Source organism: Actinosynnema sp. NPDC037264 (assembly GCF_055603705.1).
On sequence record NZ_JBVJVK010000004.1, the window covers coordinates 101,156 to 126,919 of the forward strand.

Genomic DNA, 25,764 nt, shown 5'->3' on the forward strand with positions numbered 1-25,764 from the left:
TCGTCGGGGTATCGACCGACCACATGCTAGTGGCCGGCCATCCGGTACTGGTCGCGACCGGCCTCGGCGCGCGCCACCCACTCCCGCCACGCGCCGGCGGCGAACGCGGGCGAGGTCCACGGGCGCTCGCAGTAGACGAGCCGCGTGCCCGGCCGGTCGATCCACCGCAGCACCACGCCGACCTCCTCGGCGGGCGCGCCGAACAGCGGGCCCTCGCCCGGGATCACCGTCTCCGCCGACGCCACCAGCGCGTCGACCACCGGCATCGGCCGCGTGCCGCGCCGCGCCACCCCGGCCGACGCCAGCCGCCCGTGCCGCACCACGGCGAACTCCCACCCGCCGGACCCGTCCGGCCGCGCGGCCACCACCTCGGGCAGCGCCGCCAGCCCCGCGAGCCGCTGAGCCCGGTCCAACGAGCGCACCAACGACGACATCCGGTCACGGCGGGTGGCGGCGTCCTCGAACCGGTGCGCGAGGGCGAGCGCGTCGATCTGCGCGGTCAGCTCCCGCAGCGGCGCGACGTCCGCACCGGCGACCAGCCGGCGGAACGCCGACGCGGCGGGGGAGTAGTCGTCCACCGACTGGCGTCCCGCGCACGGCGCCTTGCACTTGCCCAGCTCGAACAGCGCGCACGGCGTGGCGGAGGCGTTGCGCGCCGGGATCCGGATCGAGCACGCCCGCAGCGGCACGGCCTCCAGCGCCGCCTCCAGCGCCGTCTCGGCGAGCCGCCGGGACCGGAACGGGCCGAGCGCGCCCTCACGCGGCGTGCGGACCACGGAGAGGCGCGGGAACGCCTCGTCCGTCAGCACGAGCCACCACGCCTGCCCCTGGTTCTTGGAGCGCCGGTTGTAGGCGGGCTTGTGCGCGGTCAGCAGCCGCAGCTCCCGCACCTCCGCCTCCAACGAGTGCGCGCACTCCACCGCGTCCACCCGCACGGCCAGCGACACCATCTCCCGCAGCCGCTTGCGGCCCTCGCTCGCGGTGAAGTACTGCCGCACCCGCCGCCGCAGGTCCGACGCCGTGCCGACGTACAGCACCTCCTCCGACGGCCCGCGGAACAGGTAGACGCCCGGGGTGGACGGCAGGTGCGACGCGAGCGTCCGCTTGCGCCGCTGCGCCGGCGTCACCTCGGGCAGGTAGGCGACCAGCTCCTCCAGCGAGTGCACGCCGACCGAACCGACCCGCTCCAGCAGGTGGTGCAGCACCTCGACGGTCGCGCGGGCGTCGATCAGCGCGCGGTGGTTCGGCTGCACGGACACGCCGAACAGCTGGGCCAGCGCGGACAACCGGCAGCTCGGCGCCTCGTCCCGGCTGAGCACCCGGCGGGCCAGCTTCACCGTGCACACGACGGTCGGCTTGGGCCACGTGTACCCGTGCCGGGCGCAGGCGGCCTTGATGAACCCCACGTCGAAGCCGGAGTTGTGCGCGACCAGGACCGCGCCGGCGGCGAACTCGAGGAACGCGGGCAGCACCGTGGTCAGCTTCGGCGCGCCGGTCACCATCATCTGGGTGATCCCGGTCAGGGCCGCGACCTGCGGCGGAATGCCCCGCTCGGGGTCGACGAGGGTGCCGAACTCGCCGATCACCCGCCCGCCGCGCACCTTCACCGCACCGATCTCGGTGATCGCGTCGCCGTCCGCCCGGCCGCCGGTGGTCTCCAGGTCGAACACGACGAACGTGGTCTCGCGCAGCGGTGTGCCCAGTTCGTCGAACGTGAGCTGAGTAGTCATCGCGGCGCACCGTAGCGGCACCCACCGACAGTCCGGCGCGGAGCGGCGGTGATCGAGCACAGCGACGTCACGCGGCACAGCTAGCCTGTACGGGTGCAAGACCCGATCGAGCCACCGGCCGACGCGGACGACCTGGGACCGGCCCAGGCCGTCGAGTCCACTGTGGACTGGTCCGCCCTGCCCGAGCCGCTGCGCGCGCGGCTCGCGGAGTTGAGCGCGGATGCGTTGGGGGACTTGGCGAAGGTCGACATCCCGCAGTCCTTGCGCGCGGTCGCCCGGTTCGCGCCCACCAAGCGGGCCCGACTGGGCGCGCCGGTGCTCGTCGGCGGCCTGAAGTCGTCGGCGAACTTCCGGGCCGCGGTCGTCGAGTGGCTGCGGCGCAACCGGCCGGCGGCGCTGGAGGTGACCTCGCCCGACCCGGTGGCGGCCGGCGCGGCGGCGATCCTGCAGGGCGAGGAGGTCGCGTCCCACTTCATCGAGCTGGTCGGCAGGCGCGTGGCGGACGCGGCGCTGCGCTCCGAGCGCGACCTGGCCGTGCAGCGGGCCGAGCGGCTCGAAGTCGAGCTGGAGCGGCTGAAGGCGGAGCGGGCCGAGGCGGGCGGCGCGGTGGACAAGATCCGCGAGGCGTCCGAGGCCGAGCTGGAACGGCTGCGCAAACGGTTGCGCGAGCAGGGCGTGCGGCTGCGCGAGGCCAAGGACCGGGCCGAGTCGTCGTCGGCGGAGGCGGACCGGGTGCGCGCGGAGGCCGAGGCCGCGCTGCGCCGGTTGACCGCCGAACGGGACCGCGAGCGCGAGCGCGCCGAGCACGAGCGCGCCAAGGCGCAGCGGGCCGAGTCGGACGCGGAGGTGGCGCGCCAGTCGGCCAAGGAGGCGCGGCAGGCCGACGAGGTGCGGCTGGCCCTGCTGGTCGACACGCTGGACGGCGCGGTGAACGGGCTGCGCCGGGAGTTGGCCCTGGGCGGCGCGGGCCCGCGGCCGGCGGACCTGGTGCGCGGGGCCAGCGCGGCGCAGGGCGTGGTCGGCCGGGTGGAGGACCCGGCGGCGCTGGACCGGTTGCTGGCGCTGCCCGCCGTGCACTTGATCGTGGACGGCTACAACGTCACCAAGACGGGCTACCCGGAGCTGTCGCTGTCGGACCAGCGGGACCGGTTGGTGCACCAGTTGGCCGTGCTGGCGGCGCGCACCGGCGCGGAGGTGACGCTGGTGTTCGACGGCGCGGGCGTGGTGGCCGTGCCGACGTCGGCGCCGCGCGGGGTGCGGGTGCTGTTCAGCGATCCGGGCGTGCTGGCCGACGACGTGATCCGGGCGCTGGTGACCGCCGAGCCCGAGGGCCGTCCGGTGGTCGTGGTGACGTCCGACCGGGCGGTGGCCGATTCCGTCCGGCGGCGCGGCGCGCACCCGGTGCCGTCCGCGGTGCTGCTCGCACGCCTGGGCCGTGTGTGACACAGATCGTGTTTTTAACACCACCGGTGGTCACACGACCAGGTCACAGCTAGGCCGTTTGAGAACAAAGGTGAACTCGACGTGATTTCCTTGCCCCGCTAGTGGACGCCGGACCTCACTTTTCGTAACCTAGCCGAGATCTCGCGGCGAGCAGTGGTCCATCCTGGGCCGCGACGCGGGTTCACCGCCGAATCGGCCTGTCGGGGAGCCGAGCCGGAATCTCTCACCAGAGGTGTGTCGGGTTGCGTCCTGCGCCCGGCCGGCAGGCGGGATCAGACGAAGGAGACACACGCGACTGTGGCGTCGCAACGACTCAAGCGCGGCCTGCGCGGGGCGATGGCGGCCACGGCGGTGGCCGCTGCCGCGGTGGGCGTCCTGCCCGTACCCGCCGGAGCCCAGCCGAACACCCCCGCGAACGCCTCCGAGGCGCTGAAGAAGTACAACGAGCTGGCCGAGCAGGCCACCAAGCTCAACGAAGAACTCCTGCGCGCCGAAGAGCAGCGCAACGCCAACCAGACCGAGCTGGACAAGGCCAACGCCGACCTGGCGCAGGCGACCCAGGCCGGCGAGCAGGCGCGGACCGACGAGGAGACCTTCCGGGTCCAGGTCGACAAGCTGACGGAGGCGTCCTTCGAGGGCGCCCGGTTCAACCAGCTGTCGGCGCTGCTGGTGTCCGACTCCCAGCAGGACTTCCTGAACCGCATGTCCGCGCTCGGCGTGCTCGCGTCGGACAACACCGAGTCCCTCGAACGGCTCTCCGGCGCCGTCGACGCGGCCGAGGACGCCCGGCAGAAGGCGGCGGACGCCCAGGCCCGCGCGCAGGCCGCGACCGACGAGGCGATCAAGATCGCCGACGACGTCAAGAAGCGGCAGACCGACCTGCAGGGCCAGATCACCGAGGTCAGGAACCAGCTCAACCGGCTGACCGCGCAGGAGCGCAACACGCTGACCAGCGTCGGCCAGCGCGTCACCACCAACGTGCCCGCGGGCGCGGCGGGTGCGGCGCTGCAGTTCGCGCTGGAGCAGCAGGGCGACATGTACCTGTACGGCGCGACCGGTCCGGACCGCTGGGACTGCTCCGGCCTGACGTCCAAGGCCTACGCGTACGCCGGCGTGACGATCCCGCGCACCTCCGGCGGTCAGGCGGGCGCCGGGCGTCCCGTCAGCCGCGGCGAGGTCCAGGCGGGCGACCTGATCATCTACAACGGTGGCAACCACGTGGGCATGGCGGTGGACAACGCGCGGGTCGTGCACGCGTCCACCGACGGCGTCCCGGTCAAGGTGGTGCCGCTGGAGAACCCCGGCAGCATCTACGCGATGCGGCGCATCGCGGGCTGACAGTCGTCGTCCGGCAGGGCCATCCTCTACGGGGGTGGCCCTGCCGTTGACTTTGGAGGCTCGTGAGCCGTTTTCGGGGTGTGCTGGCCGCGTTGGTGGCCGTGACGTTCCTCGCCGGACTGGTCACGGCCGTGGTCCCGGCGACCCCGTCCGCGCCGCCCGCGTCGGCCGACACCGCCGCCACCTCGCGCTCGGAGGCCGTGCGGGCGCTGCTCGAACGGCGCGCGCGGGCCGTGCTGGACCGGGACGAGACGGCCTTCACCGCGGACCTCGACCCCCTCGCCGACGCCGGGTTCCGGCAGCGGCAGCGCGACCTGTTCCGCAACCTCGCCTCGGTGCCGTTGGCGGAGTGGGAGTACGTGCCCGACCGGGAACCCGGCGCCGACGGGCGGGCCGGTGCCACGGGCGCCGACGTCACCGGTGCCCACCTCGCTGGGCTGGACCTGCCCGCAGCCGACGAGGTGTGGGCACCGGACGTGCGGCTGTCGTACCGGCTCCGCGGCGTGGACGTGGAGCCGAGCAGCCAGGGCATGGCCTACCTGTTCACCCGGCGCGGCGACCGCTGGTACCTCAACTCCGACACCGCGCTGGAGCCCTTGGGCAAGCGCACGTGGCGCGGGCCGTGGGACTTCGGGCCGAGCCACGTGCTCACGGGCACCGGCGGGTTCGTGCTGAGCCACCCCGGCGGCGAGGTGCTCGCCGCACGGGTGCTGGCGGAGCTGGACGGCGCCGTCACGGCCGTGACCGAGGTGTGGGGCCAGGCCTGGGCGCGCCAGGTGGCCGTGCTGATCCCGGCGAGCCCGCAGGAGATGGTCGCGCTGGTCGGACCGGGGTTCGCCACCGGCGCGATCGCGGGCGTCGCGGTGGCCGACCGGGTGGACCCGGACACGCACACCGCCCGCGGCCAACGGGTGGTGTTGAACCCGGACAGCGCGGGGGCGTTGTCGCCGTTGGCGTTGCGGGTGCTGCTGCGGCACGAGATCACGCACGTCGCCGCGCGCGGCGAGACCGTGGACGGCGCGCCGATGTGGGTGCTGGAGGGGTTCGCGGACTACGTGGGTTACCGGCGCAGCGACGTGCCGCCGCCCAAGGCCGCGCCGCTGCTGGCCGCGCGGGTGCGGCAGTCGTTGCCCTCGTCGCTGCCCTCGGACGCCGACTTCCGCGGCGACGGGATGGAGCTGGCCTACCAGCAGGCGTGGTCGCTGAACCTGTACCTGGCGTCGTCGCTCGGCGAGCCGGGGCTGGTGGCGCTGTACCGGCGGCTGGCGCGGGTTCGGGCGTCCGAAGTGGACGGCGTGCTGCTGGAGGTGACCGGTGGGGACACCGCGGCGCTGGTGCGCGGGTGGCAGGAGTTCCTGCGGCGGTCGTTCCCGTAACGTGGTCGCGTGCGTCGGACCCTGCTGGTGACCAATGACTTCCCGCCTCGGCCCGGCGGAATCCAGGCCTACCTGCACGCCTTGGCCGTGCGGTTGCCCGAGCTGGTGGTGTACGCGCCGTCGTGGGAGTCGTCGTCCGGCTCGCACCCGGAGTTCGACGCGGCGCAGCCGTTCGAGGTGGTGCGGCACCCGGGGACGTTGATGCTGCCCACGCCGGACGTCGTGCGGCGGGCGTCGGACATCCTGCGCGGGGCGCGCTGTGACGCCGTGTGGTTCGGGGCGGCCGCGCCGTTGGCGCTGATGGCGTCACGGCTGCGTGCCGCGGGCGCTTCGCGGGTGTTGGCGTCGACGCACGGGCACGAGGTCGGGTGGTCGATGCTGCCGGGCGCTCGGCAGGCGTTGCGGCGGATCGGCTCGGACGCGGACGTGGTGACGTTCGTGAGCCGGTACACGCGGTCGCGGTTCGCGGCGGCGTTCGGTCCGATGGCGGCGTTGGAGCACCTGCCGTCGGGGGTGGACACGTCGGTGTTCGCGCCTTCCGCGGAGGCGCGGGCGGAGATGCGGGCCCGGTACGGGTTGGGCGACCGGCCGGTGGTGGTGTGCGTGTCGCGGCTCGTGCCGCGCAAGGGGCAGGACGTGCTGGTGCGCGCGTTGCCGGAGATCCGGCGGCAGGTGCCGGGCGCGGCGTTGCTGCTGGTGGGCGGCGGGCCGTACCGGGGCACGCTGGAGCGGCTGGCGGCGTCGGTCGGCGTGTCGGAGCACGTGGTGCTGACCGGGTCGGTGCCGTGGGAGGAGCTGCCCGCGCACTACAACGCCGGTGACGTGTTCGCGATGCCGTGCCGGACGCGCGGGCGTGGGCTGGACGTCGAGGGCCTGGGGATCGTGTACCTGGAGGCGTCGGCCACCGGCCTGCCGGTCGTGGCGGGGCGTTCGGGCGGTGCGCCGGAGACCGTGCGCGACGGCGTGACGGGGCGGGTGGTCGACGGGCGCGAGGTGGCGGAGGTGGCCAACGCCGTCGCCGCGCTGCTGGCCGACCCGGGCACGGCCGCGAAGATGGGCGCGGCGGGCCGCGAGTGGGTCACCGGGAACTGGCGCTGGGACGACCTGGCCGACCGCCTGGTCGGCTTGATCGACTCCTGAGCGTTGAACCCGGGGGTCCCTGAACGAGGGACACGCGGGTCCTGGACGTGGGACACGCGCGGTGTGGTCAGGGGTGGCCGATCTGGTCTTGCAGGTCGGCGGCGCGGGTCGTCTCGGTGGCGGCGGCGGTGTGGTCGCCCAGGGCGTCGTGGATGGTGGCGAGCTCGGTGCGGGCGGTGCGTTCGGTGATCCGCAGGCCGAGGCTGGACGTCAGGGTGACGGCCTGGGTGGCCAGCGCCTTGGCCTCCGCGACCTGGCCCAGCTGCCGGCGCACGCCCGCCAGGCCGATCAGGGCCCGCGCCTCGCCGGGCAGGTAGCCGATCCGGCGCGCCTTGGTCAGCGCCTGCTGGAACTGCTCGTCGGCCGTCCGCAGGGAACCCAGGCCCCGGTTCGCCGACGCCATCACCACCAGCACGTTCGTGGTGATCCGCTGGTCGCCGCCCTCCCGCAGCTCGGCCAGCGCCCGGTCGGCCAGGTCCAGCGCCGCCGCGTGCTCGCCCAGGTCCAGCCGCACGGACGCGGTGCTCTCCAGCACCCGTGCGGCGGCCTCGCGGAATCCCGCCTCCACCGACAGGCGCAACGCCTCGGACAGGTGGGCGAGCGCGCGCTGTGGCTCGCCCATGAGCTGTGACGCCACGCCGAGGAGCGTCAACGCGGTGATCTCGCTGCCCCGCAACCCGTGCTCCACGCTGATCGCCAGCACCTCGCCCAGCAGGTCCACCGCCTCTGCCAGCTCACCGGTCTCGATGGCCAGCACGCCCAACCCGGTCAGCACGCCCGTCTCGCCCGACCTCGGCTCGCCGGACTCGCGCTTGAGCGCCAGGCACATCTCCAGGTCGTCGCGGGCGCCCGCCAGGTCGCCCGCCTCCATCCGCACCACGCCGAGGTAGCTGCGCACGCCCGCCTCCGACGCGAGGTCACCGGACACGCGGTGCAGCTCCACCGCCCGCATGTAGTGCGCGATGGACGTGGTGAAGTCGCCGAGCCGCCAGTGCAGGGTGGCCAGGTTCTGGTGCATCGCCGCCTCGCCCGCCACGTCCCGCTGCTCGTGCGCGGCGTCCAGCCCGTACTGCGCGGTCGTCAGCCACTCGGTGACGTGCTTGCCGCTCCACAGGTAGCCGCGCAGCCCGTCGGCCAGCTGCCACGACATCGCGGCCGGCCCCCGTTCGGCCGCCGAGCGGATCGCCGCGGTCAGGTTCGGCCGCTCCGCGTCCAGCCACGCCCGCGCCTGCGTCGTCGTCTCGATCCGCGGCAGCCGCACCGCCCGCCCGGCGGGCGCCGGCAGCCGCATCAGGTCCGGGTACAGCAGCTCGGCGCAGTGGTCGACGGCGCGCACGTAGAACTCCAGCAGCCGCACGCGCGCCGCGGCCACGTCCTCGTTCCCGGCCTCCGCCATCTCGGCCGCGAACCGCGCCAGCTCGTCGTGGAACGCGTACCGGCCGCGGTCGGCGGCCACCAGCCGTGCCCTGGTCAGCTGCCCGAGCAGCGCGGCGGCCTCCGGCACGGTCAGCTCGGCCGCGTTCGCCGCCGCCTCCGTCGTGAAGTCCGGTCCCGGCACCACGCTGAGCAGCGCGAACAGTCGCCGCGCGCCCGGCGTCAGGGCGGCGTGCGCCAGGTCGAGCGGACGGCGGTCGCCCAGCTTCTCCAGGTACCGCACCACCGAACCGCCGGCCACCGACGCCGCCGCGATGTGCAGCGTCAGCGGCAGGTGCCCGCACCGCCGCGCCAGCTCCTCCGCCGCCGGCCCGGACCGGCGCAGCACGGCCAGCGACTCGTCCGGCCCGAACACGTCCAGCCCGACCCGCCGGGCGCCGTCGACGGCGATCAGCCCGCGCAGGTCGTCGCGGCTGGTCACCAGCACCGGGCAGCTCGCCGCGCCGGGCAGCAGCGGGCGCACCTGGTCCGGCGCGGCGGCGTTGTCCAGCACCAGCAGCATCCGCCGGCCCGTCAGCAGCGACCGGAACAGGGTGCTCTGCTCGTCGGAGTCCACCGGGATCTGCTCCGGCGGCACGCCGAGCGCGCGCAGGAACCGGGTCAGCACCTCCACCACCGGCGTGGCCGGGCCGGAGGCGTACCCGCGCAGGTCCACGTACAGCCGACCGTCCGGGAACCGGTCGCGCAGCCGGTGCGCCACGTGCACCGCCAACGCCGTCTTGCCCACGCCGGGCACGCCGGTCAGCGTCACGATCGGCACGGCCGTGCGCGGGCCGTCCGGCGCGATCAGTCGGGAGATCCGCTCGACCAGCTCGGTCCGGCCGACGAAGCCCGGCACGTCCGGCGGCAGCTGGTCGGGCACGTCCGGGTCGACCCGCTCGGCGGGCGCGGCCAGGCTCGGGTCGCCGACCAGGATCGCCTGGTGCAGCTCGCGCAGCGCCGGGCCGGGCTCGATGCCCAGCTGCTCGCCGAGCAGCCGGTCGACCAGCCGGAACGCCTCCAGCGCCTCGGCCTGCCTGCTGCCCCGGTACAGCGCCACCATCAGCTGCGCCCAGAACCGCTCCCGCAGCGGGTGGTCCGCGGTCAACGACCGCAGCACGGGCACCAGCCGCTCGTGGTTGCCCAGCGCCAGCTCGACGTCGTTGCGCTCCTCGTGCACCACCAGCAGCCGCTCGGCCAGCCGCGGCACCTCCTCGTCGCGCAACGCCTCCGACGGCACGTCCGACAGCGCCGGCCCGCGCCACAGGCCGAGCGCCTCGGCGTACAGCTCGGCGGCGTCGGCCAGGTGCCCGGACTGCGCGGCCTGCCTCGCCAGCCCCGCCGTGGTGGTGAACCGGTGCACGTCCACCTGCTCCGGCGGCACCACCAACCGGTAGCCGTCCGAAGTGGTCCGGATCAGCGACGGGTCGCCGAGCAGCTGCCGCAGCCGCATGACGTAGGTCTGCAGCGTGCCGCGGGTGCGCGCGGGCGGGTCGCCGCCCCACAGGAAGGAGACCAGCTCGCCAATTGAGACGGCACGGCCCGCGCGCAGCGACAGGGCAGCCAGCAGCGCCCGGTGCTTACCTGCCCGAACGGGCACCGGTCGACCCTGTATGCGCACCTCGAGCGGGCCGAGAAGGCCGAACCACGGCCCAGCGCCCATCCTTGCGTCCCCTCGTTCCGCCTCGCTGTGGCACAGCCTAGGGCGGGCGCTGACGGCACGAGTCATCGCCGCGTCAGCGATACGACAGCGCGCTGCGGCACGCTATGAAGCGTCCCGGTTGGGGGACCGGGACAACAGAACTTCTCGGGTCCGCGTCAGCGGATACGCGATCACTGGGGGTCGAGTGGCCTGCGTCTTCGGACGCAGGCCACTCGTCTGTGTTGGATGGCCGCGACCACCCCGCGAGGTCGCGTCGGTCGTTCGCGACTCATTTTCCGGCGATCACGCTTTTCGATCGCCGGAAAATCAGGCGCGAGCGGCCGACTTCCAGGCGTCCTCGCCGCCGTCTGCGGAGCAGCGGCAATCAGGCACTGTAGATGGCTTCGATGTCCTGCTTGTAGGTCGAGGCGACCACCGAGCGGCGGAGCTTCAGGCTCGGGGTCATCTCGCCGCCGGCCTCGGTGAAGTCCACCGGCAGGATGCGGAACTTCTTGATCGCCTCCGCCTTGGACACCGCCTGGTTGGCCTCGTCCACCGCGGCCTGGATCTCGCCGCGCAGCGTCTCGTCGTCGATCAGGTCGGCCACGGTCGCCGACCCCGGCTTGCCGTTCTGCTCCTTCCACGCCGGGAAGAACTCCGGGTCGATCGTGATCAGCGCGCCGATGAACGGCTGCGCGTCACCGACCACCATGCACTGGCTGATCAACGGGTGGGCGCGCAGGCGGTCCTCCAGCACGGCGGGCGAGACGTTCTTGCCGCCGGCGGTGACGATGATCTCCTTCTTGCGCCCGGTGATCTTCAGGAAGCCGTCGTCGTCCAGCTCGCCGATGTCACCGGTGTGGAACCAGCCGTCCTCCAGCGCCTCCGCCGTCGCCTCCGGGTTGTTCCAGTAGCCGCGGAACACGACGCCGCCCTTGATCAGGACCTCGCCGTCCTCGCCGATGCGGATCGACGTGCCGCTGACCGGCCGGCCCACCGTGCCGACCCGGAACGCCGACGCGGTGTTCAGGTTCGACGCGGCGCTGGTCTCGGTCAGGCCGTAACCCTCGAACACCGGCACGCCGATGCCGCGGAAGAAGTGCGCCAGCCGCTCGCCCAGCGGCGCGCCGCCCGACACCGCGTTGGTGCACCGGCCGCCGAGCGCCGCGAGGAGCTTGCTGTAGACGAGCTTCGCGAACAACGCGTGCTTGATCTTGAGCCCGAGGCCGGGGCCGCTCTTGTCGAGCGCCTCGCTGTAGGCCACCGCGGTCGCCTCGGCGGCGTCGAAGATCTTGCCCTTGCCCGCCGCGTGCGCCTTCTGCTTCGCGCCGTTGTAGACCTTCTCGAACACGCGCGGCACGGCTACCACGAACGTGGGCCGGAACGACTGGAGGTCCTGCACCAGGGTCTTCACGTCCGACGTGTGGCCCATGGTCACCCGCGTGTACACGCCGCACAGGGCCAGCGCGCGGGCCAGGATGTGCGCCAGCGGCAGGAACACCAGCAGCGAGTTGCCGGCCTGCATGAGCTGCGGGAACGCGGTGATCCCGGCCCGCACCTCGGACAGCAGGTTGCGGTGGGTCAGCTCGCAGCCCTTGGGGCGGCCGGTGGTGCCCGAGGTGTAGACGATGGTCGCGGTGTCGTCCGCGCCGACCACCTTGCGCCGGGCCCGCGCGTCGTCGTCGGACACCGAGGCGCCCAGCGCGGTCAGCTCGTCGATCGCGCCCGCCGCGTCGCCGGACGGCCCGTCGACCTGCCACACGTGCCGCACCTCGGGCAGGCCGGCCACCACCGAGTCCACTGTGGCGCGGTGCTCGGAGGTCTCCACGAACACGGCCTTGGCCGAGGAGTCGGACAGGATCCACTCGACCTGCTCGGCCGAGGAGGTCTCGTAGATCGGGACCACGACACCGCCCGCGTGCCAGATGGCGAAGTCGAGGAGGGTCCACTCGTAGCGGGTCTTGGACATCAGGCCCACCCGCTCGCCTGGCTGCAAGCCCGCCGCGACCAACCCCTTGGCGACCGCGAGGACCTGGGCGGCGAAGTCGCGGGCGGTGACGTCCACCCACGTGCCGTCCACGCGGCGGCGGAAGCTGACGGCGTTGCCGAAGCGCTCCGCGTTCGCCCACACCATGTCGGTGAGGTTCTCCTCGGCAGCCACAGTGGCGGTGGCGGGGACGCTGAACTCGCGCACGTCGACCTCCGGACGTTGTTTGTTACCGGTGGGGAAACTTAGCCTGTGATTCCGGCGATACACCAGGCCGGCGGGTCGTTCCGTGACCGTGTCGTGGCACTCTTCCCACCCGTGCCCAGTGTCGACGTCGTTGACGAGACGTTCCTCGCAGTGCCTCCGCCGGTGGTCGCCGCCGCTTTCGCGCCGCCCGCCGCGTGGGCGGAGTTCTGGCCGGACCTGACGCTGGACGTGTACGCCGATCGGGGCACTCAGGGGTTGCGCTGGACGGTCGCGGGCGCGTTGGTCGGAACGATGGAGGTGTGGCTGGAGCCGGTCCTGGACGGCACCCTGCTGCACTACTTCCTGCGTGCCGACTTGCCGGGCGAGGCGTCCGACCAGCGGATACGCCGCGAGGTGCGGCGCCGCCAGTTGGCCGCCAAAGAGGTGTCACTCGGCCTCAAAATGATCTTGGAAGCCGGTCGGCCGCCTGGTGAGCCGCCCGTGCTGCCGTAGATTCGGGTCTTGTGCGGGTTCACGTCGTCTCGGATGTCCACGGCAACGCGGAGGCGCTCGCGCGCGCCGGCGAGGGGGCCGACGCGCTGGTCGTCCTCGGCGACCTGGTCGACTTCGTCGACTACTACGACCACGGCAAGGGCATCCTGGGCCGGGTGTTCGGCGCGGAGAAGGTCGAGGTGTTCGCCCGGCTGCGGCGCGGCCGGTTCGGCGCGGAGACGGTCCGCTACATGCGGTCGCTGTGGGAGAGCCTGGACAACGCGGCGGACGTCGTCCAAGAGGCGGTCATGGAGCAGTACGCCGCGCTGTTCGCGGTGATGAGCGCGCCCACCTACGCCACGCCGGGCAACGTCGACAGCCCCGAGCTGTGGCCGCTGTTCGCCCACGACGGCGTGCACGTGCTGGACGGGCAGGTGGCCGAGATCGGCGGGCTGCGGTTCGGCTTCGCGGGCGGCGCGCTGCTGCACCCCGGTTTCGTGCCGAGCAGGCGCGGTCCGTGGCGGCCCTACCTGCGCACCGAGGAGGAGTTCGGCGCGTGCCTCGCCGGGCTGGGCGAGGTCGACGTGCTGTGCACGCACGTGCCGCCCGCCGTGGCCGAGCTGACCTACGACGTGGTGGCCCGCCGGCCCGAGCTCGGCTCGACGTCGTTGCTGAAGGTGATCGAGCGCGACCGGCCGCGGTGGTCGGTGTTCGGGCACGTGCACCAGCCCTTGTCCCGCCGGGTCCGGGTCGGCTGGACCGAGTGCGTCAACGTCGGCCACTTCCAGCGCACCGGCACGCCCCACGTCCTGCGTTGGTGAGCCGAACCACCGGGTAGCCTCCCCGACATGGCCGACGAGTCCACCCAGTCCATCGTCATCGACGCGACGCCCGAGGAGATCGCGGCGGTCATCGCCGACTTCGACGCCTACCCGGAGTGGGCCAACGGGGTGAAGCGCGCCGAGGTGCTGGAGACCGGGGCGGACGGTCGCGCGGCGCAGGTCAAGTTCAACATCGACCAGGGCCCGATCAAGGACGAGTACGTGCTCGCCTACGACGAGTGGTCGCCGAGCCGCATCTCGTGGCACCTGGTCAAGGGCCAGATGCAGAAGTCGCAGGAGGGCAGCTACGCGCTGGCGCCCAAGGGCGGCTCGACCGAGGTCACCTACACCCTGTCGGTGCAGCTGGTCGTGCCCATGATCGGCCTGTTCCGGCGCAAGGCCGAGAAGATGATCATGGACACCGCGCTCAAGGAGCTCAAGCGCCGGGTGGAAAACCGGGTGGACGAGGCGGGATGAGCGCCCGCCTGCTGCTCTTCACCGGCAAGGGCGGGGTCGGCAAGACGACCTTGGCCGCCGCCACCGCCACCGCGCTCGCCGCCGGTGGCCGCAAGGCGCTGGTCGTGTCCACCGATCCGGCCCACTCGCTGGGCGACGCGTTCGGCGTGCCGCTGTCCGGGGACGTCGCCGAGGTCGACGGCGGCCGGTCCTTCGCGTCGCTGCACGCGGCCCAGCTCGACCCGCGCGCGTTGGTCGACGACGCGTGGCGCGACCTGCGCGGACACCTGCGGACCGTGCTCGCGGGCGCGGGCGTGGACGAGCTGGACGCCGAGGAGCTGACCGTCCTGCCCGGCGTCGAGGAGCTGCTCGCGCTCTCGGAGGTGCGGCGGCTGGCCGCGACCGGGCCGTGGGACGTGGTGGTCGTCGACTGCGGTCCGACCGCCGAGACGCTGCGCCTGCTGGCGCTGCCCGAGGCGTTCGCCTCCTACCTGGAACGGCTGTTCCCGACCCACCGCCGGGTGGTGCGCGGGCTGCTGGCCGGTGTCGCGGGCAGCGACGCGGTGGAGAAGTGGGACGCCACCGCCGACGCGCTCGGCAGGCTGGCGGAGAACCTGGAGCAGCTGCGCGGCCTGCTGACCTCGCCGACGACCAGCGTCCGGCTGGTGCTGACCCCCGAACGGGTGGTCGCGGCGGAGACCAGGCGCACCGTGACGGCGCTCGCGCTGCAGGGCATCCGGGTCGACGGCGTGGTGGCCAACCGGGTCGTGCCGGACCCCGGCGCCGAGGGCGGTCCGGCCGCCGAGTGGCTGCGCACCCGTCGCGCCGAGCAGGACGCCGTGCTCGCCGGGCTGGCCGACCTCGGGTCGGTGCGCACGGTGGAGCACCGGGCGGCCGAACCGGTCGGCACGGCCGCGTTGCTGGACGTCGCCGAAGGCCTCTACCAGGGGCGAGACCCGCTGGACGGCGCCGACGACGACCGGCAGTTGCTCACCGTGGAGCGGACCGGCGAGCTGGAGTACACGTTGCGCGTCGCGCTGCCGGTCGGCGACTCGTCGCTCGACCTGGCGCGGGTGGGCGACGACCTGGCCGTGACGGTGGACGGCAGGCGGCGGCTGGTCGCGCTGCCGTCGCTGCTCAAGCGCTGCCTGGTGACCGGCGCGGAGCTGGACGAGGCCGGGTTGGCGGTGCGGTTCGCACCCGACCCCGATCTGTGGATGCGGTGAGGCACGTGGACTCGAAGCTCGCCGAAGAGCTGCGCCTGCTGCTCGACGCCGCCGCCGAGCGGGCGCAGCCGTGGCTGCACCGGGTGGCCGCCGCCGAGGGCGAGCACGACACGAGAACGTGCGGCTGGTGCCCGCTGTGCAACGCGGTGGCGCTGGCCCGCGGCGACCGGTCCGAGCTGGCCGCCAAGGCGGCCGAGCACGTCGCCGGGCTGATCGCGGTGCTGCGGGCGGCGTTGGCCGAGCCGTCCCCGCCGGTGTCGGAGGACGAGCCGGTGCGGCCGGAGAAGCCGCGGGTCCAGCACATCCCCGTGGTGCGGCGTGACCGGGGGGCGCAGTGCTGACTGTCGGCGTCGACGTCGGCGGGACGAGCGTGCGCGCGGGGGTGGTCGACGGCGACGGCGCGGTGCTCGACACGGCGCGCGCGGCCACGCCGAGCGGCGAGGAGGCGTTGGAGGAGGCGATCGGGCAGGCCGTCGCCGAGCTGGCGGCCCGGCACCGGATCTCCGGCGTCGGCCTGGCCGTGGCCGGGTTCGTGGCCTCGGACCGGCGGACCGTGCGGTTCGCGCCGCACCTCGCGTGGCGGCAGGCCCCGGTGGCGGACCGGATCTCGCGGCGGATCGGCATGCCGGTGGTGCTGGAGCACGACGCGAACGCCGCGGCGCTGGCCGAGCACCGGTTCGGGGCGGCGCGCGGGGCGAAGATCGCCGCGCTGGTCGCGATCGGCACCGGGATCGGCGGCGCGCTGCTGATCGACGGGCAGGTGTTCCGCGGCGCGCACGGCGTGGCGCCCGAACTGGGCCACCTGCGGCTCGTGCCGGACGGCCGGCCCTGCCCGTGCGGCAAGCACGGCTGCTGGGAGCGGTACTGCAGCGGCACCGCGTTGAGCACGACGGCGGTCGAGCTGCTGGCCCGCTACCCCGGCCAGTCGACCGTGCTGGCGCGGGAGGCGTTGGGCGACTCGCGGGCCGTCACCGGGCGTCGGGTGGCGGGCGCGGCGCGTGACGGCGACCCGTTGGCGCAACGGGCGATGGCGGACCTGGCCCGGTGGCTGGGCGAGGGGTTGGCGCTGGTCGCGGACGTGTACGACCCCGAGGTCGTGGTGATCGGCGGCGGTGTGTCGGAGTCCGCGCCGCTGTTCCTGGACGACGCGCGCGAGCGGTACGCGGCCGTGGTGACCGGCGCCGGGCACCGGCCGCTGGCCCGCATCCGGACCGCGCAGCTCGGTGACGACGCCGGGATCGTCGGCGTGGCCACGCTGGCGCGTGACGTGGCGGCGAGCACGGCCCGCAACGGCAGGCACCGCTGAGCCCCGCGTTCCGCGTAGCATCGCGGAATGCGGACCGCCGTCATCAGGGGACCGCGCGACCACCACGTCCGCGAGTCCTCCGTCGACTTCGTGGTGCGCCGATGAGGTCCGGCGCGGCGAGCGGGCACGTCGGCTACTTCCACGAGACCGCGTTCTACGGCAGCGACGAGGACTACCGGTCGGTCGTCGTGCCGTTCGTCGACGAGGGCGTGGGTGCGTGCGAGCCGGTGCTGGTGGCGTGCCGCCCGGCCAACGAGCGGTTGATCCGGGAGGCGGTGGCCGACCCGTCCGGCGTCGTGTTCCTGCCCGGCGGCGACCAGTACGACCGGCCGACCGAGGCGATCATGGGCTACCGGAAGCTGTTCGCCGAGTACGCGGGCGCGGCGCAGATCCGGGTGGTGGGCGACGTGCCGCACCCCGGCGTCGGCGCGGCGTGGGACTGGTGGTCGCGCTACGAGGCGGCGGTGAACGAGGTCTTCGCGGAGTACCCGCTGTGGGGCCTGTGCCCGTACGACCTGCGGACCACCCCGGCGCGCGTGCTGGCGGACGTGGTGCGCACCCACCCGCACGTGGCCGGCACGGACGGCTCGCACCTGCCGAACCCTCGGTACCGGTCGTCGTGGACGTTGCCGCCGACCGGGCCGACGGCGTTCGAGGCGGGGCGGCCGCTGGTCGAGCTGACCGACCCGACGCCCGCGGAGGCCAGGCGTGCGGTGACCACGGCGTGCGTCGGCACCCGGCTGAGCCACGACGAGGTGGACGACATCGTGTACGCGGCGAGCGAGGCCGTGACCAACGCGCAGGCGCACGGCAGGCCGCCCGTGCGGCTGCGGGCGTGGGCGGGGCCGACGCACGTGCTGGTGGCCGTGACGGACCGGGGCGACGGGCCCGCGTCACCGCTGGCCGGCCTCGTGCCGACCGACCGGACCGCGACGGCGGGCGTTGGCCTGTGGCTGACGCACCGGACGTGCCGCGACGTGAGCATGAGCCGCGACGCCGAGGGCTTCACCATCCGCATCCTCTGCGGCACCTGACCCTCGCGCGCGTCCTACCTCCACGTCGGACACGCGCGGGGGTTCAGAGGACGGCGCCGTCGTCCCAGCCCGAGTCCGGGGGTTGGGTGTTGCGCATGCGCAGGATCAGCCAGCCGGCGCCCGAGCACATCACGATCAGCGCCAGCGGGGTGCCGATCACGCCGGTCAGGCCGAACAGGCCCGGGAAGAGCAGGACGACCACGCCCAGCGCGATCAGCAGCAGCGCCGCGATCGTGCCCGGCCGCAACGCGGGCAGCGGAGGCGGCTCCGGCGGCACGTAGTGGTCGTTCGGGTCGTCCGAGTCGGGGTCCGGGTACGCGTCGGGGTCGTCGTCCGCCGTGGCCACGGCGGGCTGGCCCTCGGGCCGCACCGACCGCGCCGGCTCGGCCTCGTCGTCCTCGTCCGGCTCGGCCTCGTCGGAGTAGGCCTGTCGGCCCACGCCCTCGCGTTCCAGACCCGCCACGATCTCGGCGAAGGTCGCGTCGACGTCCTCCGGGCCGTCGGTCGAGTCGCGTCGGGAGTTCATCGGCGTGCTCCAGCCCTCCGGGTCGTGAAGGCCAATCCTCTGCCAGGGTCCATCGTCCCACGAGCCCGTTGTGTCGCGGATTACGGCAGCCGGTGGCACTTGGGACCGTACCGCCTCCGCGCGGGTGTTCGTTGTGTGTTTCGGCGCCGGCTCCGTAGGCTGGCGCCGGGGATCAAGCACGTCGAGGAGGCGCTGGCAGCGGTGCTCTACTGGTTGATGAAACACATCTTTCTCGGGCCGCTCCTGAAGCTGTTCTTCCGACCCCGGATCATCGAGGGCGCGGAGAACATCCCCAAGGACGGCGGCGCCATCCTGGCGAGCAACCACCTCGCGGTCTCCGACTCGTTCTTCCTCCCGCTGAAGCTGTCACGCCGGGTCACGTTCCCGGCCAAGATCGAGTACTTCACCGGCAAGGGGCTCAAGGGCCGGTTCCAGCGCTGGTTCTTCTACGGCGTCGGTCAGGTGCCGATCGACCGCTCCAGCGCGTCGGCCGCCCAGGGCGCGCTCGACACCGGCGTGCGGATCGTGCGCGAGGGCAAGCTGCTCGGCATCTACCCCGAGGGCACGCGGTCGCCCGACGGCCGGCTGTACAAGGGCAAGGTCGGCGTGGCGTGGATCGCGCTGGAGTCCGGCGCGCCGGTCATCCCGGTCGCGATGTTCGGCACCGACAAGGCCAACCCCATCGGCTCGCGCATGTGGCGGCCGTACCCGATCCGGATCAAGATCGGCAAGCCGCTGGACTTCTCCCGCTACGAGGGACTGTCCGGCGACCGGTTCGTGCTGCGGTCCATCACCGACGAGATCATGTACGCCCTGATGGAGCTGTCCGGCCAGGAGTACGTCGACGTGTACGCGGCCAAGGCCAAGGAGGGGCAGGGCGACGAGAAGCCCGCGAAAGCGGTCGATCGGCTGCCCGAGGCGAAGGCGGGCTGATCGGCACCCCTAGGCTGGCGGGGTGCGGTTCTTCTACGACTGTGAGTTCATCGAGGACGGGGTCACCATCGACCTCGTCTCCATCGGAGTGGTCGACGAGGAAGGCCGCGAGTTCTACGCCGTGTCGACCGAGTTCGACCCGGCCAAGGCCGGACCGTGGGTGCGCGCCAACGTGCTCAACCAGCTGCCGTCGCCCGCCGACCGGGCGTGGCGCAGCCGGGAGCGGATCCGGGCGGACCTCCTCGACTTCCTCGGCGGGCCCAAGGCCAACCGGGACGACATCGAGCTGTGGGCGTGGTTCGCCGCCTACGACCACGTGGCGCTGGCGCAGCTCTGGGGCCCGATGCCGGCCTTGCCGCGCTGCCTGCCCCGGTTCACCCGCGACCTGCGCCAACGCTGGGAGGACGTGGGCAAACCGCACCTCCCGCCGGCGCCCGCGGACGCGCACGACGCCCTGGCCGACGCGCGGCACAACCTCGCGCGCTGGAAGGTGATCGAGTCCGAACGGCTGCGGAAGGGTTTCTCGGTCCGGTAGGTGGACCCTCGCTTGCTGCACCGATCCAGCACGTGTCAGGCTTGGGTGACCAACGCCACGAGAAGAGATTGGCTAAGCAAATGCGCATTGGTGTGCTCACCGGCGGTGGCGACTGCCCCGGCCTCAACGCGGTCATCCGCGGCGTGGTCCGCAAGGGCATCGAGGCCCACGGCTGGGACGTCCTGGGGTTCCGCAACGGGTGGCAGGGCCCCGTGGAGAACCTGACCAAGCCGATCGGGCTCGATGACGTCGAGGACATCCTCACCAGGGGCGGCACCATCCTCGGCTCGTCGCGCACCAACCCGTACAAGATCGACGGCGGGGTCGACCGCATCCGCGAGACCCTCGCGGCGAACAAGGTCGACGCGCTGATCGCCATCGGCGGCGAGGACACCCTCGGCGTCGCGAAGCGGCTCACCGACGACGGCATCGGCGTCGTGGGCGTGCCGAAGACCATCGACAACGACCTGGGCGCGACCGACTACACGTTCGGCTTCGACACCGCCGTGCACATCGCCACCGAGGCGATCGACCGGCTGCGCACGACGGCCGAGTCGCACCACCGGGCGCTCGTGGTCGAGGTCATGGGCCGCCACGCGGGCTGGATCGCGCTGCACTCGGGCCTGGCCGGCGGCGCGAACGTGATCCTGGTGCCGGAGAAGCAGTTCAGCGTCGACAAGGTGGTCGAGTGGGTGGAGCGGCGCTTCGAGCGCCAGTTCGCCCCGATCATCGTGGTCGCCGAGGGCGCGATGCCCGAGGGCGGCGCCGAGGTGCTGCACTCCGGTGAGAAGGACGCGTTCGGCCACGTCCGGCTGGGCGGCGTCGGCACCTGGCTGGCCGAGGAGATCGCCGAGCGGACCGGCAAGGAGTCCCGCGCGGTCGTGCTGGGCCACGTCCAGCGCGGCGGCATCCCCACCGCCTACGACCGCGTGCTCGCCACCCGGTTCGGCCTGCACGCGGTGGACGCGGTCGCCGAGGGCGACTTCGGCGTCATGGTCGCGCTGCGCGGCACGGAGATCGTCCGGGTGAAGCTGGCGGAGGCGACGGCGGAGCTGAAGACCGTTCCGGTGCACCGCTACGCCGAGGCCGAGGTCTTCTTCGGCTGAGCCGATCGACGACGACGAGCGCCCTCGGACTCCGCGTCCGAGGGCGCTCTCGGTTTCCCGCGCCCCTCACTTCTTCGCGTAGTCGCGCAGACCCGTGAAGTCGACCATCACGCACGGCTCGTCGCCGACGACCCACGCGTCGTGGCCGGGCTCGACCATGACCGCGTCGCCCGGCCCGGCCTCGCCTTCGGCGCCGTCGTCCATGACGACGTGGATCCGACCGGACAGGACGTACCCGGTGTGGGCGGCCTGGCACGAGGCGGTGCCCGCGATGGGGCTCACGTCCCGCGACCACTTCCAACCCGGCTCGAACTCGGCTCTGCCGACCGTCGTGTCACCGACGGTGACCAGGTCGACGTGACCGTGCGGGAACTCCCGCACCTCTTCCGGCTCCGTGAAGCTCTTCGACGCCAACACAGACATCTTCGTCACCTCTCGTCGTTTCTCAGCCCTGGACAACGGGGTAGATCTCGTCCGCCACCAAGCCGTGCGCCTCGCGGTGGACCCGGTGCGCCGTCTCCGCGTCCGGCGCGTCGACCAGGCAGAAGACCTTCCCGTCCTGCTCGTCGACCCAGTAGTTGAGGTACCGGACGCCGTACTGGTCCTGGGTGCGGAGGTCGGCGGCGTGCGCCTCGGCCACGTCCTGGGGACCGGCGCCTTCGGGCAGGTGGTTGTGCACGTCCATGAACAACATGGGGTCCTCCAGACTCGGAGTGGATCGGGACACGCTAGGCGTCGCGGCGTTCCCAAACCGTTCCCACGGCGGTCCCGCCGGGCCGGACGTAGGGTGCCGCCATGCCGTCCACCTGCCAGGTGCGCGTGCTGGGCAGGTTCGCCGTCACCGTCGACGGCAGGCCCGTCCCCGGTGACGTGTGGCGCAACCGGCGCGCGGCCGACGTGGTGAAGCTGCTGGCCGTGGCGCCCGACCACCGGCTGCACCGCGAGCAGGTGATGGACCGGCTGTGGCCCGACCTGCCGGCCGACGCGGCCGGGGCGAACCTGCGCAAGGCGGTGTACTACGCGCGGCGCGCGCTGGGACGTGCCGACGCCGTCCGCTGCGAGGGACGGCTGCTGACGTTGTGGCCCGGTGGTGTCGTGGACGTGGACCTCGACCGGTTCGAACGGGCCGCCGACGCCGCGCTGGCCTCGGGGGACGCCGGCCGGTGCGCGCTCGTCGCCGCCGAGTACCACGGCGGCCTGCTCGTCGACGACCGCTACGAGGGCTGGGTCGCGGAGCCGCACGAGAAGGTCGAGGGCCGGTACGTCGCGCTGCTGAGGGCCGCCGGCGCCTGGGAACGGCTGCTCGAGCTGGACGAGACCGACGAGCAGGCGCACCGCGCGGTGATGCGCCGCCACCTGGCCGCCGGTCGCCGCGGTGAGGCGTTGCGCCAGTTCGACCGGCTGCGCCGCACGCTGCGCGAGCGGATCGGGGTCGGGCCGGACGCGGAGACCGTCGCGCTGTACGAGTCGGCGCTCACCCTGGACGCCGCCGAGCCGCCGTCACCCGCGCAGCGCGCGGCGGTCGCGCTGGCCAACGGCCTGGTGGCGTTCGGGAGACGTCACCTCGCCGAAGCCGAACGGCTGGCCAGGCAGGCGCGGGTGCTGGCGCTGGACGCCGACCTCGGGCACGAGCTGGGCGAGGCCTCGACCCTGCTGGCCCTCGTCGCGCACGCCCGCGGCACGTGGCACCGGCTGTTCCGGGAGGAGTTCGCCGACGCGGTGCGGCAGCCGCCCCGTCCCGAGGTCTACGACGCGCACCTGTGCTTGCAGGAGTTCTACCTGTACGGGCCGGAGGGGCACGACGGCGCGGAGTCGTTCGGCCGCGACCTGCTCGCCATCGCGTCACGGGCGGGTTCCGCGGGAGGCAAGGCGCTGGCGCACCTGCTGCTGGGCGAGTTCGCGCTGCTGTCCGGGCGCCTCGACGACGCGGTGGCCGCGCTGGGCGAGTCCCTGGCCGAGGCCGAGCGCGCGGGCTGCGTGTCCGCCCAGTGCCTCGCGCTGGAACGGCGGGCCGAGGCCGAGGCCCGGCGCGGCGACCGCGCGGCGGCCCGCGCCGACCTCGACCGGGCACTGCCGCTGGCCCGCTCGTCACGCATACCGTCGCACCTGGTCATCCGGGTGCACGGGGTCCGCGTGCTCGCCGCGGGCACCCTCGGCGGCGCGCTCGGTGCGATCCGCGAGGCGGAGCGGTGGCTCGGCGAGGCGCCGCACGTGTGCGACCCGTGCTCGATCGGCTTCCGGATCGCGGCGGCCACGGCGTGCGCGAACGCGGGCAGCCCGAGCCGGGCCGGGCCGCACCTGGCCGAGGCGGAGCGGATCAGCGGCCTCTGGCAGGGCGGCCCGTGGACGGCGGCGCTGTGGGAGGTGCGCGCCGAGCTCCGGCGCGCCCAAGGGCACCGCACGCAGGCGTCGGCGTTGTTCCTGGAGGCGGCCGAGCGGTTCGCGGCGATGCGCCGACCGCTGGAAGAGCGCCGGTGCCGGGACGCCGCCGCGTCCCTCAGCGATTCGTGAACGCGCCGACGTCCAGGTAGGCGGCGAACGTGCCCAGCCAGTGCTCGGCGTAGTAGCCGTGCCCGAACACCAGCCGCAGGCCGGTCTCCCGGTGCGCCTCGGCCGCCGTGCGGGCCAGGTCGGCGTACCGGTGCTCCGGCGGCAGCGCGTCGGCGACGGCCCGCCACTGCCACGCCCGCGACAGCGCCAGCCCGACCAGGTGCGAGCCGTACGGGTCACCGGGGTCGTCCACGGGCACGGGCTCGCGCAGCACCTTCCAGCGCGAGTCCTCCAGGTGCGGCAGGAACGCCTCGAACCACGCGGTGAACCCGTCGGCCGGCAGCACCCGCCGCATCAGGTCCGCCTCGGTCAGCGCGGGCGAGAGGAAGTCGGCCGCGTCCGGCTCGAACCCGCCGTACCCGACGTCCTCGCGGTGCCACCGCAACGCCGCCTCCGCGCACGCCGAGGCCAACTCCTCGTCACCGACCGCGCGTGCCGCGTCCAGCACGAGCCCGGTCGCGAACGCCGTGTTGCCGTGCGTGCCGGTCCGCACGGGCAGCCGCGCGTTGGCCACTTTGGCGAGATACCGGTCACGCAGTACCTCGCTCAACGGCCGCAGCGCCGTCGCCAGCGGCGAGCCCCAGGTGCGGAGTTCGGCGTCGAGCACGAGCAGCCACGCCCACCCGTAGGGGCGCTCCCAGAACCCGCCGCTCGGCCCGTCGAAGAACGCCGCCTCGACCTCCGCGTGCTCCACCGTGATCAACGAGTCCAGCACCCGACGGGCCTGTGCCGCACCCTCGACCTCGGGCCGCAACCGCAGCAGGCGGACCGCCAACCAGGTCTGATGCACGCACGAGTGCCAGTCGAACGAACCGGCGAAGATCGGGTGCAGCACCCGCTGGGGCACCAGGTCGCCGTCGCCGCTCACCACGTGCGACCAGTGCGTCGGGTAGTCCCGCTGGAGGTTCTCCACCGCGGTCGCCAGCAGCCTCGCCGCCGTGTTGTCATCCGATCGGGTGTCCGACATGGTCCACATAATGCACAGGTCGGACCCGCGTCCGTCTCTCGATGTGGACAGCTATCTTTAACGTGTGAACTGGACCGTGGACGTGCCCGTGGACACGCTTCCCGAGCTTCCGCCCCTCCCGCCCGAGCTGCGCGACCGGCTCGACGACGCCCTGGGCCGCCCCGCCGCCCAGCAACCGGAGTGGCCGGACGCCGAGCAGGTGCGCCGGGTGCGCGCCGTGCTGGAGAGCGTGCCGCCGATCACCGTGCCGGCCGAGATCGACCGGCTGCGCGACAACCTGGCCGAGGTCGCCCGCGGCGAGGCGTTCCTGCTGCAGGGCGGCGACTGCGCGGAGACGTTCGCGGACAACACCGAGCCGCACATCCGCGCGAACGTCCGGACCCTGCTCCAGATGGCCGTCGTGCTCACCTACGGGGCGAGCCTGCCGGTGGTGAAGATCGGCCGCATCGCGGGCCAGTACGCCAAGCCGCGCTCGTCGGGCATCGACGCGCTCGGCCTGCCGTCCTACCGCGGTGACATCGTGAACTCGCTGGTCGCCACGCCCGAGGCGCGCGTGCCGGACCCGTCCCGGATGATCCGCGCCTACGCCAACGCGGGCGCGGCGATGAACCTGCTGCGCGCCATGACCACCGCGGGCATGGCCGACCTGCACCGGCTGCACGACTGGAACAAGGACTTCGTCCGCCAGTCGCCCGCCGGCGAGCGGTACGAGGCGCTGGCCGGCGAGATCGACCGCGGCCTGCGGTTCATGTCGGCGTGCGGCGTGAACGACTCCTCGCTGCACACCACCGAGATCTTCGCCTCGCACGAGGCGCTGCTGCTGGACTACGAGCGGGCGCTGCTGCGCCTGGACACCAACGGCGAGCAGCCCAGGCTGTACGACCTGTCGTCGCACTTCCTGTGGATCGGCGAGCGGACCAGGCAGCTGGACGGCGCGCACATCGCGTTCGCCGAGCTGCTGTCCAACCCGATCGGGTTGAAGATCGGCCCGACGACCACGCCGGAGATGGCCGTCGAGTACGTCGAGCGGCTTGACCCGCACAACCAGCCCGGCCGGCTGACCCTGATCAGCCGCATGGGCAACGGCAAGGTGCGCGACGTGCTCGGCCCGATCGTCGAGAAGGTCACCGCCTCCGGCCACCAGGTCATCTGGCAGTGCGACCCGATGCACGGCAACACGCACGAGGCGTCCACCGGCTACAAGACCCGGCACTTCGACCGGATCGTCGACGAGGTGCAGGGCTTCTTCGAGGTGCACCGGCGCCTGGGCACCCACCCCGGCGGCATCCACATCGAGCTGACCGGCGAGGACGTCACCGAGTGCCTCGGCGGCGCGCAGGAGATCTCCGACCTGGACCTGGCCGGCCGCTACGAGACCGCCTGCGACCCGCGGCTGAACACGCAGCAGTCGCTGGAGCTGGCCTTCCTGGTCGCCGAAATGCTGCGGAGTTGAATTGCCGCTGCTCCGCAGACGGCGGCTCGGTCGCCTGGAAGTCGACCGCTCGCGCCTCGTTTTCCGACGATCGAAAAGCGTGATCGCCGGAAAAGGAGGCGCGA

The 25,764-nt window shown here is 73.4% G+C and carries 23 protein-coding genes; 16 read left to right on the forward strand and 7 right to left on the reverse strand.

The annotated features are described in order from the left end of the window. Positions 1-26: 26 nt before the first annotated feature. Positions 27-1,730 (reverse strand): DEDD exonuclease domain-containing protein, encoded by a 1,704-nt coding sequence (locus ACZ7GX_RS06770; protein WP_498773649.1) that lies wholly within the window; start codon positions 1,728-1,730, stop codon positions 27-29. Between the two features lie 93 nt (positions 1,731-1,823). Between ACZ7GX_RS06770 and ACZ7GX_RS06775 the strand changes: the two genes are divergently transcribed. The 4 genes from ACZ7GX_RS06775 to ACZ7GX_RS06790 all read left to right on the forward strand — a co-directional run bounded on the left by ACZ7GX_RS06775 (position 1,824) and on the right by ACZ7GX_RS06790 (position 7,027). Beyond that, positions 1,824-3,173, forward strand: coding sequence for an NYN domain-containing protein (locus tag ACZ7GX_RS06775; protein WP_498773651.1), 1,350 nt, complete (start codon positions 1,824-1,826; stop codon positions 3,171-3,173). A 297-nt stretch (positions 3,174-3,470) separates the two neighbouring features. After that, on the forward strand, positions 3,471-4,511 hold the full coding sequence (locus ACZ7GX_RS06780; protein ID WP_498773653.1) for a C40 family peptidase: 1,041 nt from the start codon (positions 3,471-3,473) through the stop codon (positions 4,509-4,511). Positions 4,512-4,573: 62 nt separating this feature from the next. Continuing rightward, a complete protein-coding gene (locus ACZ7GX_RS06785; RefSeq protein WP_498773655.1) occupies positions 4,574-5,887 on the forward strand; it encodes a basic secretory protein-like protein in 1,314 nt (437 codons plus the stop codon). 9 nt (positions 5,888-5,896) lie between these two features. Next, on the forward strand, positions 5,897-7,027 hold the full coding sequence (locus ACZ7GX_RS06790) for a glycosyltransferase family 4 protein (RefSeq protein ID WP_498773657.1): 1,131 nt from the start codon (positions 5,897-5,899) through the stop codon (positions 7,025-7,027). Positions 7,028-7,094: 67 nt separating this feature from the next. On the opposite strand, the gene ACZ7GX_RS06795 is transcribed toward ACZ7GX_RS06790, so the two are convergent. After that, positions 7,095-10,040, reverse strand: a complete 2,946-nt coding sequence (locus tag ACZ7GX_RS06795) for an AfsR/SARP family transcriptional regulator (RefSeq protein WP_498773659.1) — start codon at positions 10,038-10,040, stop codon at positions 7,095-7,097. Positions 10,041-10,467: 427 nt separating this feature from the next. Next, on the reverse strand, positions 10,468-12,276 hold the full coding sequence (locus ACZ7GX_RS06800) for an AMP-dependent synthetase/ligase (protein ID WP_498773661.1): 1,809 nt from the start codon (positions 12,274-12,276) through the stop codon (positions 10,468-10,470). 111 nt (positions 12,277-12,387) lie between these two features. On the opposite strand from ACZ7GX_RS06800, the gene ACZ7GX_RS06805 reads away from it, so the two are divergent. The 7 genes from ACZ7GX_RS06805 (at position 12,388) to ACZ7GX_RS06835 (ending at position 17,590) form a co-directional block, all read left to right on the forward strand. Continuing rightward, the gene (locus ACZ7GX_RS06805; RefSeq protein WP_498773663.1) at positions 12,388-12,768 is read left to right on the forward strand and encodes a polyketide cyclase / dehydrase and lipid transport; all 381 of its coding nucleotides are present in this window, start codon (positions 12,388-12,390) and stop codon (positions 12,766-12,768) included. An 11-nt stretch (positions 12,769-12,779) separates the two neighbouring features. After that, a complete protein-coding gene (locus ACZ7GX_RS06810; RefSeq protein ID WP_498773665.1) occupies positions 12,780-13,568 on the forward strand; it encodes a metallophosphoesterase family protein in 789 nt (262 codons plus the stop codon). A 27-nt stretch (positions 13,569-13,595) separates the two neighbouring features. Then, on the forward strand, positions 13,596-14,045 hold the full coding sequence (locus tag ACZ7GX_RS06815; protein ID WP_498773667.1) for an SRPBCC family protein: 450 nt from the start codon (positions 13,596-13,598) through the stop codon (positions 14,043-14,045). Further along, positions 14,042-15,250 carry an ArsA family ATPase gene (locus ACZ7GX_RS06820; protein ID WP_498773669.1) on the forward strand — a complete coding sequence of 403 codons (1,209 nt, stop codon included), beginning with the start codon at positions 14,042-14,044 and terminating at the stop codon, positions 15,248-15,250. Before ACZ7GX_RS06815 ends, ACZ7GX_RS06820 begins: the two co-directional genes overlap by 4 nt. 5 nt (positions 15,251-15,255) lie before the next feature. After that, entirely contained in the window at positions 15,256-15,591 is a 336-nt protein-coding gene (locus tag ACZ7GX_RS06825) for a hypothetical protein (protein WP_498773671.1), read from the forward strand. Next, positions 15,585-16,556 (forward strand): ROK family protein, encoded by a 972-nt coding sequence (locus tag ACZ7GX_RS06830; protein WP_498773673.1) that lies wholly within the window; start codon positions 15,585-15,587, stop codon positions 16,554-16,556. The genes ACZ7GX_RS06825 and ACZ7GX_RS06830 overlap by 7 nt, the downstream gene beginning before the upstream one ends. 101 nt (positions 16,557-16,657) lie before the next feature. After that, on the forward strand, positions 16,658-17,590 hold the full coding sequence (locus ACZ7GX_RS06835; protein ID WP_498773675.1) for an anti-sigma factor RsbA family regulatory protein: 933 nt from the start codon (positions 16,658-16,660) through the stop codon (positions 17,588-17,590). 43 nt (positions 17,591-17,633) lie between these two features. Here the strand turns inward: ACZ7GX_RS06835 and ACZ7GX_RS06840 are convergent, their stop codons facing one another. Continuing rightward, positions 17,634-18,116: a hypothetical protein gene (locus ACZ7GX_RS06840; RefSeq protein WP_498773677.1), complete on the reverse strand. Its 483-nt coding sequence runs from the start codon at positions 18,114-18,116 to the stop codon at positions 17,634-17,636. A gap of 201 nt (positions 18,117-18,317) precedes the next feature. Between ACZ7GX_RS06840 and ACZ7GX_RS06845 the strand changes: the two genes are divergently transcribed. The 3 genes from ACZ7GX_RS06845 (at position 18,318) to ACZ7GX_RS06855 (ending at position 20,690) form a co-directional block, all read left to right on the forward strand. Then, positions 18,318-19,049: a lysophospholipid acyltransferase family protein gene (locus tag ACZ7GX_RS06845; protein WP_498773679.1), complete on the forward strand. Its 732-nt coding sequence runs from the start codon at positions 18,318-18,320 to the stop codon at positions 19,047-19,049. 22 nt (positions 19,050-19,071) lie between these two features. Further along, complete coding sequence (locus ACZ7GX_RS06850; RefSeq protein ID WP_498773681.1) at positions 19,072-19,584, forward strand: polyadenylate-specific 3'-exoribonuclease AS; 513 nt, start codon at positions 19,072-19,074, stop codon at positions 19,582-19,584. An 80-nt stretch (positions 19,585-19,664) separates the two neighbouring features. Then, complete coding sequence (locus ACZ7GX_RS06855) at positions 19,665-20,690, forward strand: 6-phosphofructokinase (protein WP_498773683.1); 1,026 nt, start codon at positions 19,665-19,667, stop codon at positions 20,688-20,690. Positions 20,691-20,756: 66 nt separating this feature from the next. Here the strand turns inward: ACZ7GX_RS06855 and ACZ7GX_RS06860 are convergent, their stop codons facing one another. Both ACZ7GX_RS06860 and ACZ7GX_RS06865 read right to left on the reverse strand, forming a co-directional pair. Then, positions 20,757-21,113 carry a cupin domain-containing protein gene (locus ACZ7GX_RS06860; protein WP_498773685.1) on the reverse strand — a complete coding sequence of 119 codons (357 nt, stop codon included), beginning with the start codon at positions 21,111-21,113 and terminating at the stop codon, positions 20,757-20,759. Positions 21,114-21,135: 22 nt separating this feature from the next. After that, positions 21,136-21,384 (reverse strand): DUF4242 domain-containing protein, encoded by a 249-nt coding sequence (locus ACZ7GX_RS06865; RefSeq protein ID WP_498773687.1) that lies wholly within the window; start codon positions 21,382-21,384, stop codon positions 21,136-21,138. A gap of 101 nt (positions 21,385-21,485) precedes the next feature. Between ACZ7GX_RS06865 and ACZ7GX_RS06870 the strand changes: the two genes are divergently transcribed. Then, the gene (locus ACZ7GX_RS06870) at positions 21,486-23,201 is read left to right on the forward strand and encodes an AfsR/SARP family transcriptional regulator (RefSeq protein ID WP_498773689.1); all 1,716 of its coding nucleotides are present in this window, start codon (positions 21,486-21,488) and stop codon (positions 23,199-23,201) included. On the opposite strand, the gene ACZ7GX_RS06875 is transcribed toward ACZ7GX_RS06870, so the two are convergent. Then, positions 23,188-24,207 (reverse strand): DUF2891 domain-containing protein, encoded by a 1,020-nt coding sequence (locus ACZ7GX_RS06875; protein WP_498773691.1) that lies wholly within the window; start codon positions 24,205-24,207, stop codon positions 23,188-23,190. The two genes, ACZ7GX_RS06870 and ACZ7GX_RS06875, sit on opposite strands and share 14 nt — an antisense overlap. A gap of 64 nt (positions 24,208-24,271) precedes the next feature. On the opposite strand from ACZ7GX_RS06875, the gene ACZ7GX_RS06880 reads away from it, so the two are divergent. Further along, positions 24,272-25,660, forward strand: coding sequence for a class II 3-deoxy-7-phosphoheptulonate synthase (locus tag ACZ7GX_RS06880; protein ID WP_498773693.1), 1,389 nt, complete (start codon positions 24,272-24,274; stop codon positions 25,658-25,660). Positions 25,661-25,764: the final 104 nt, after the last annotated feature.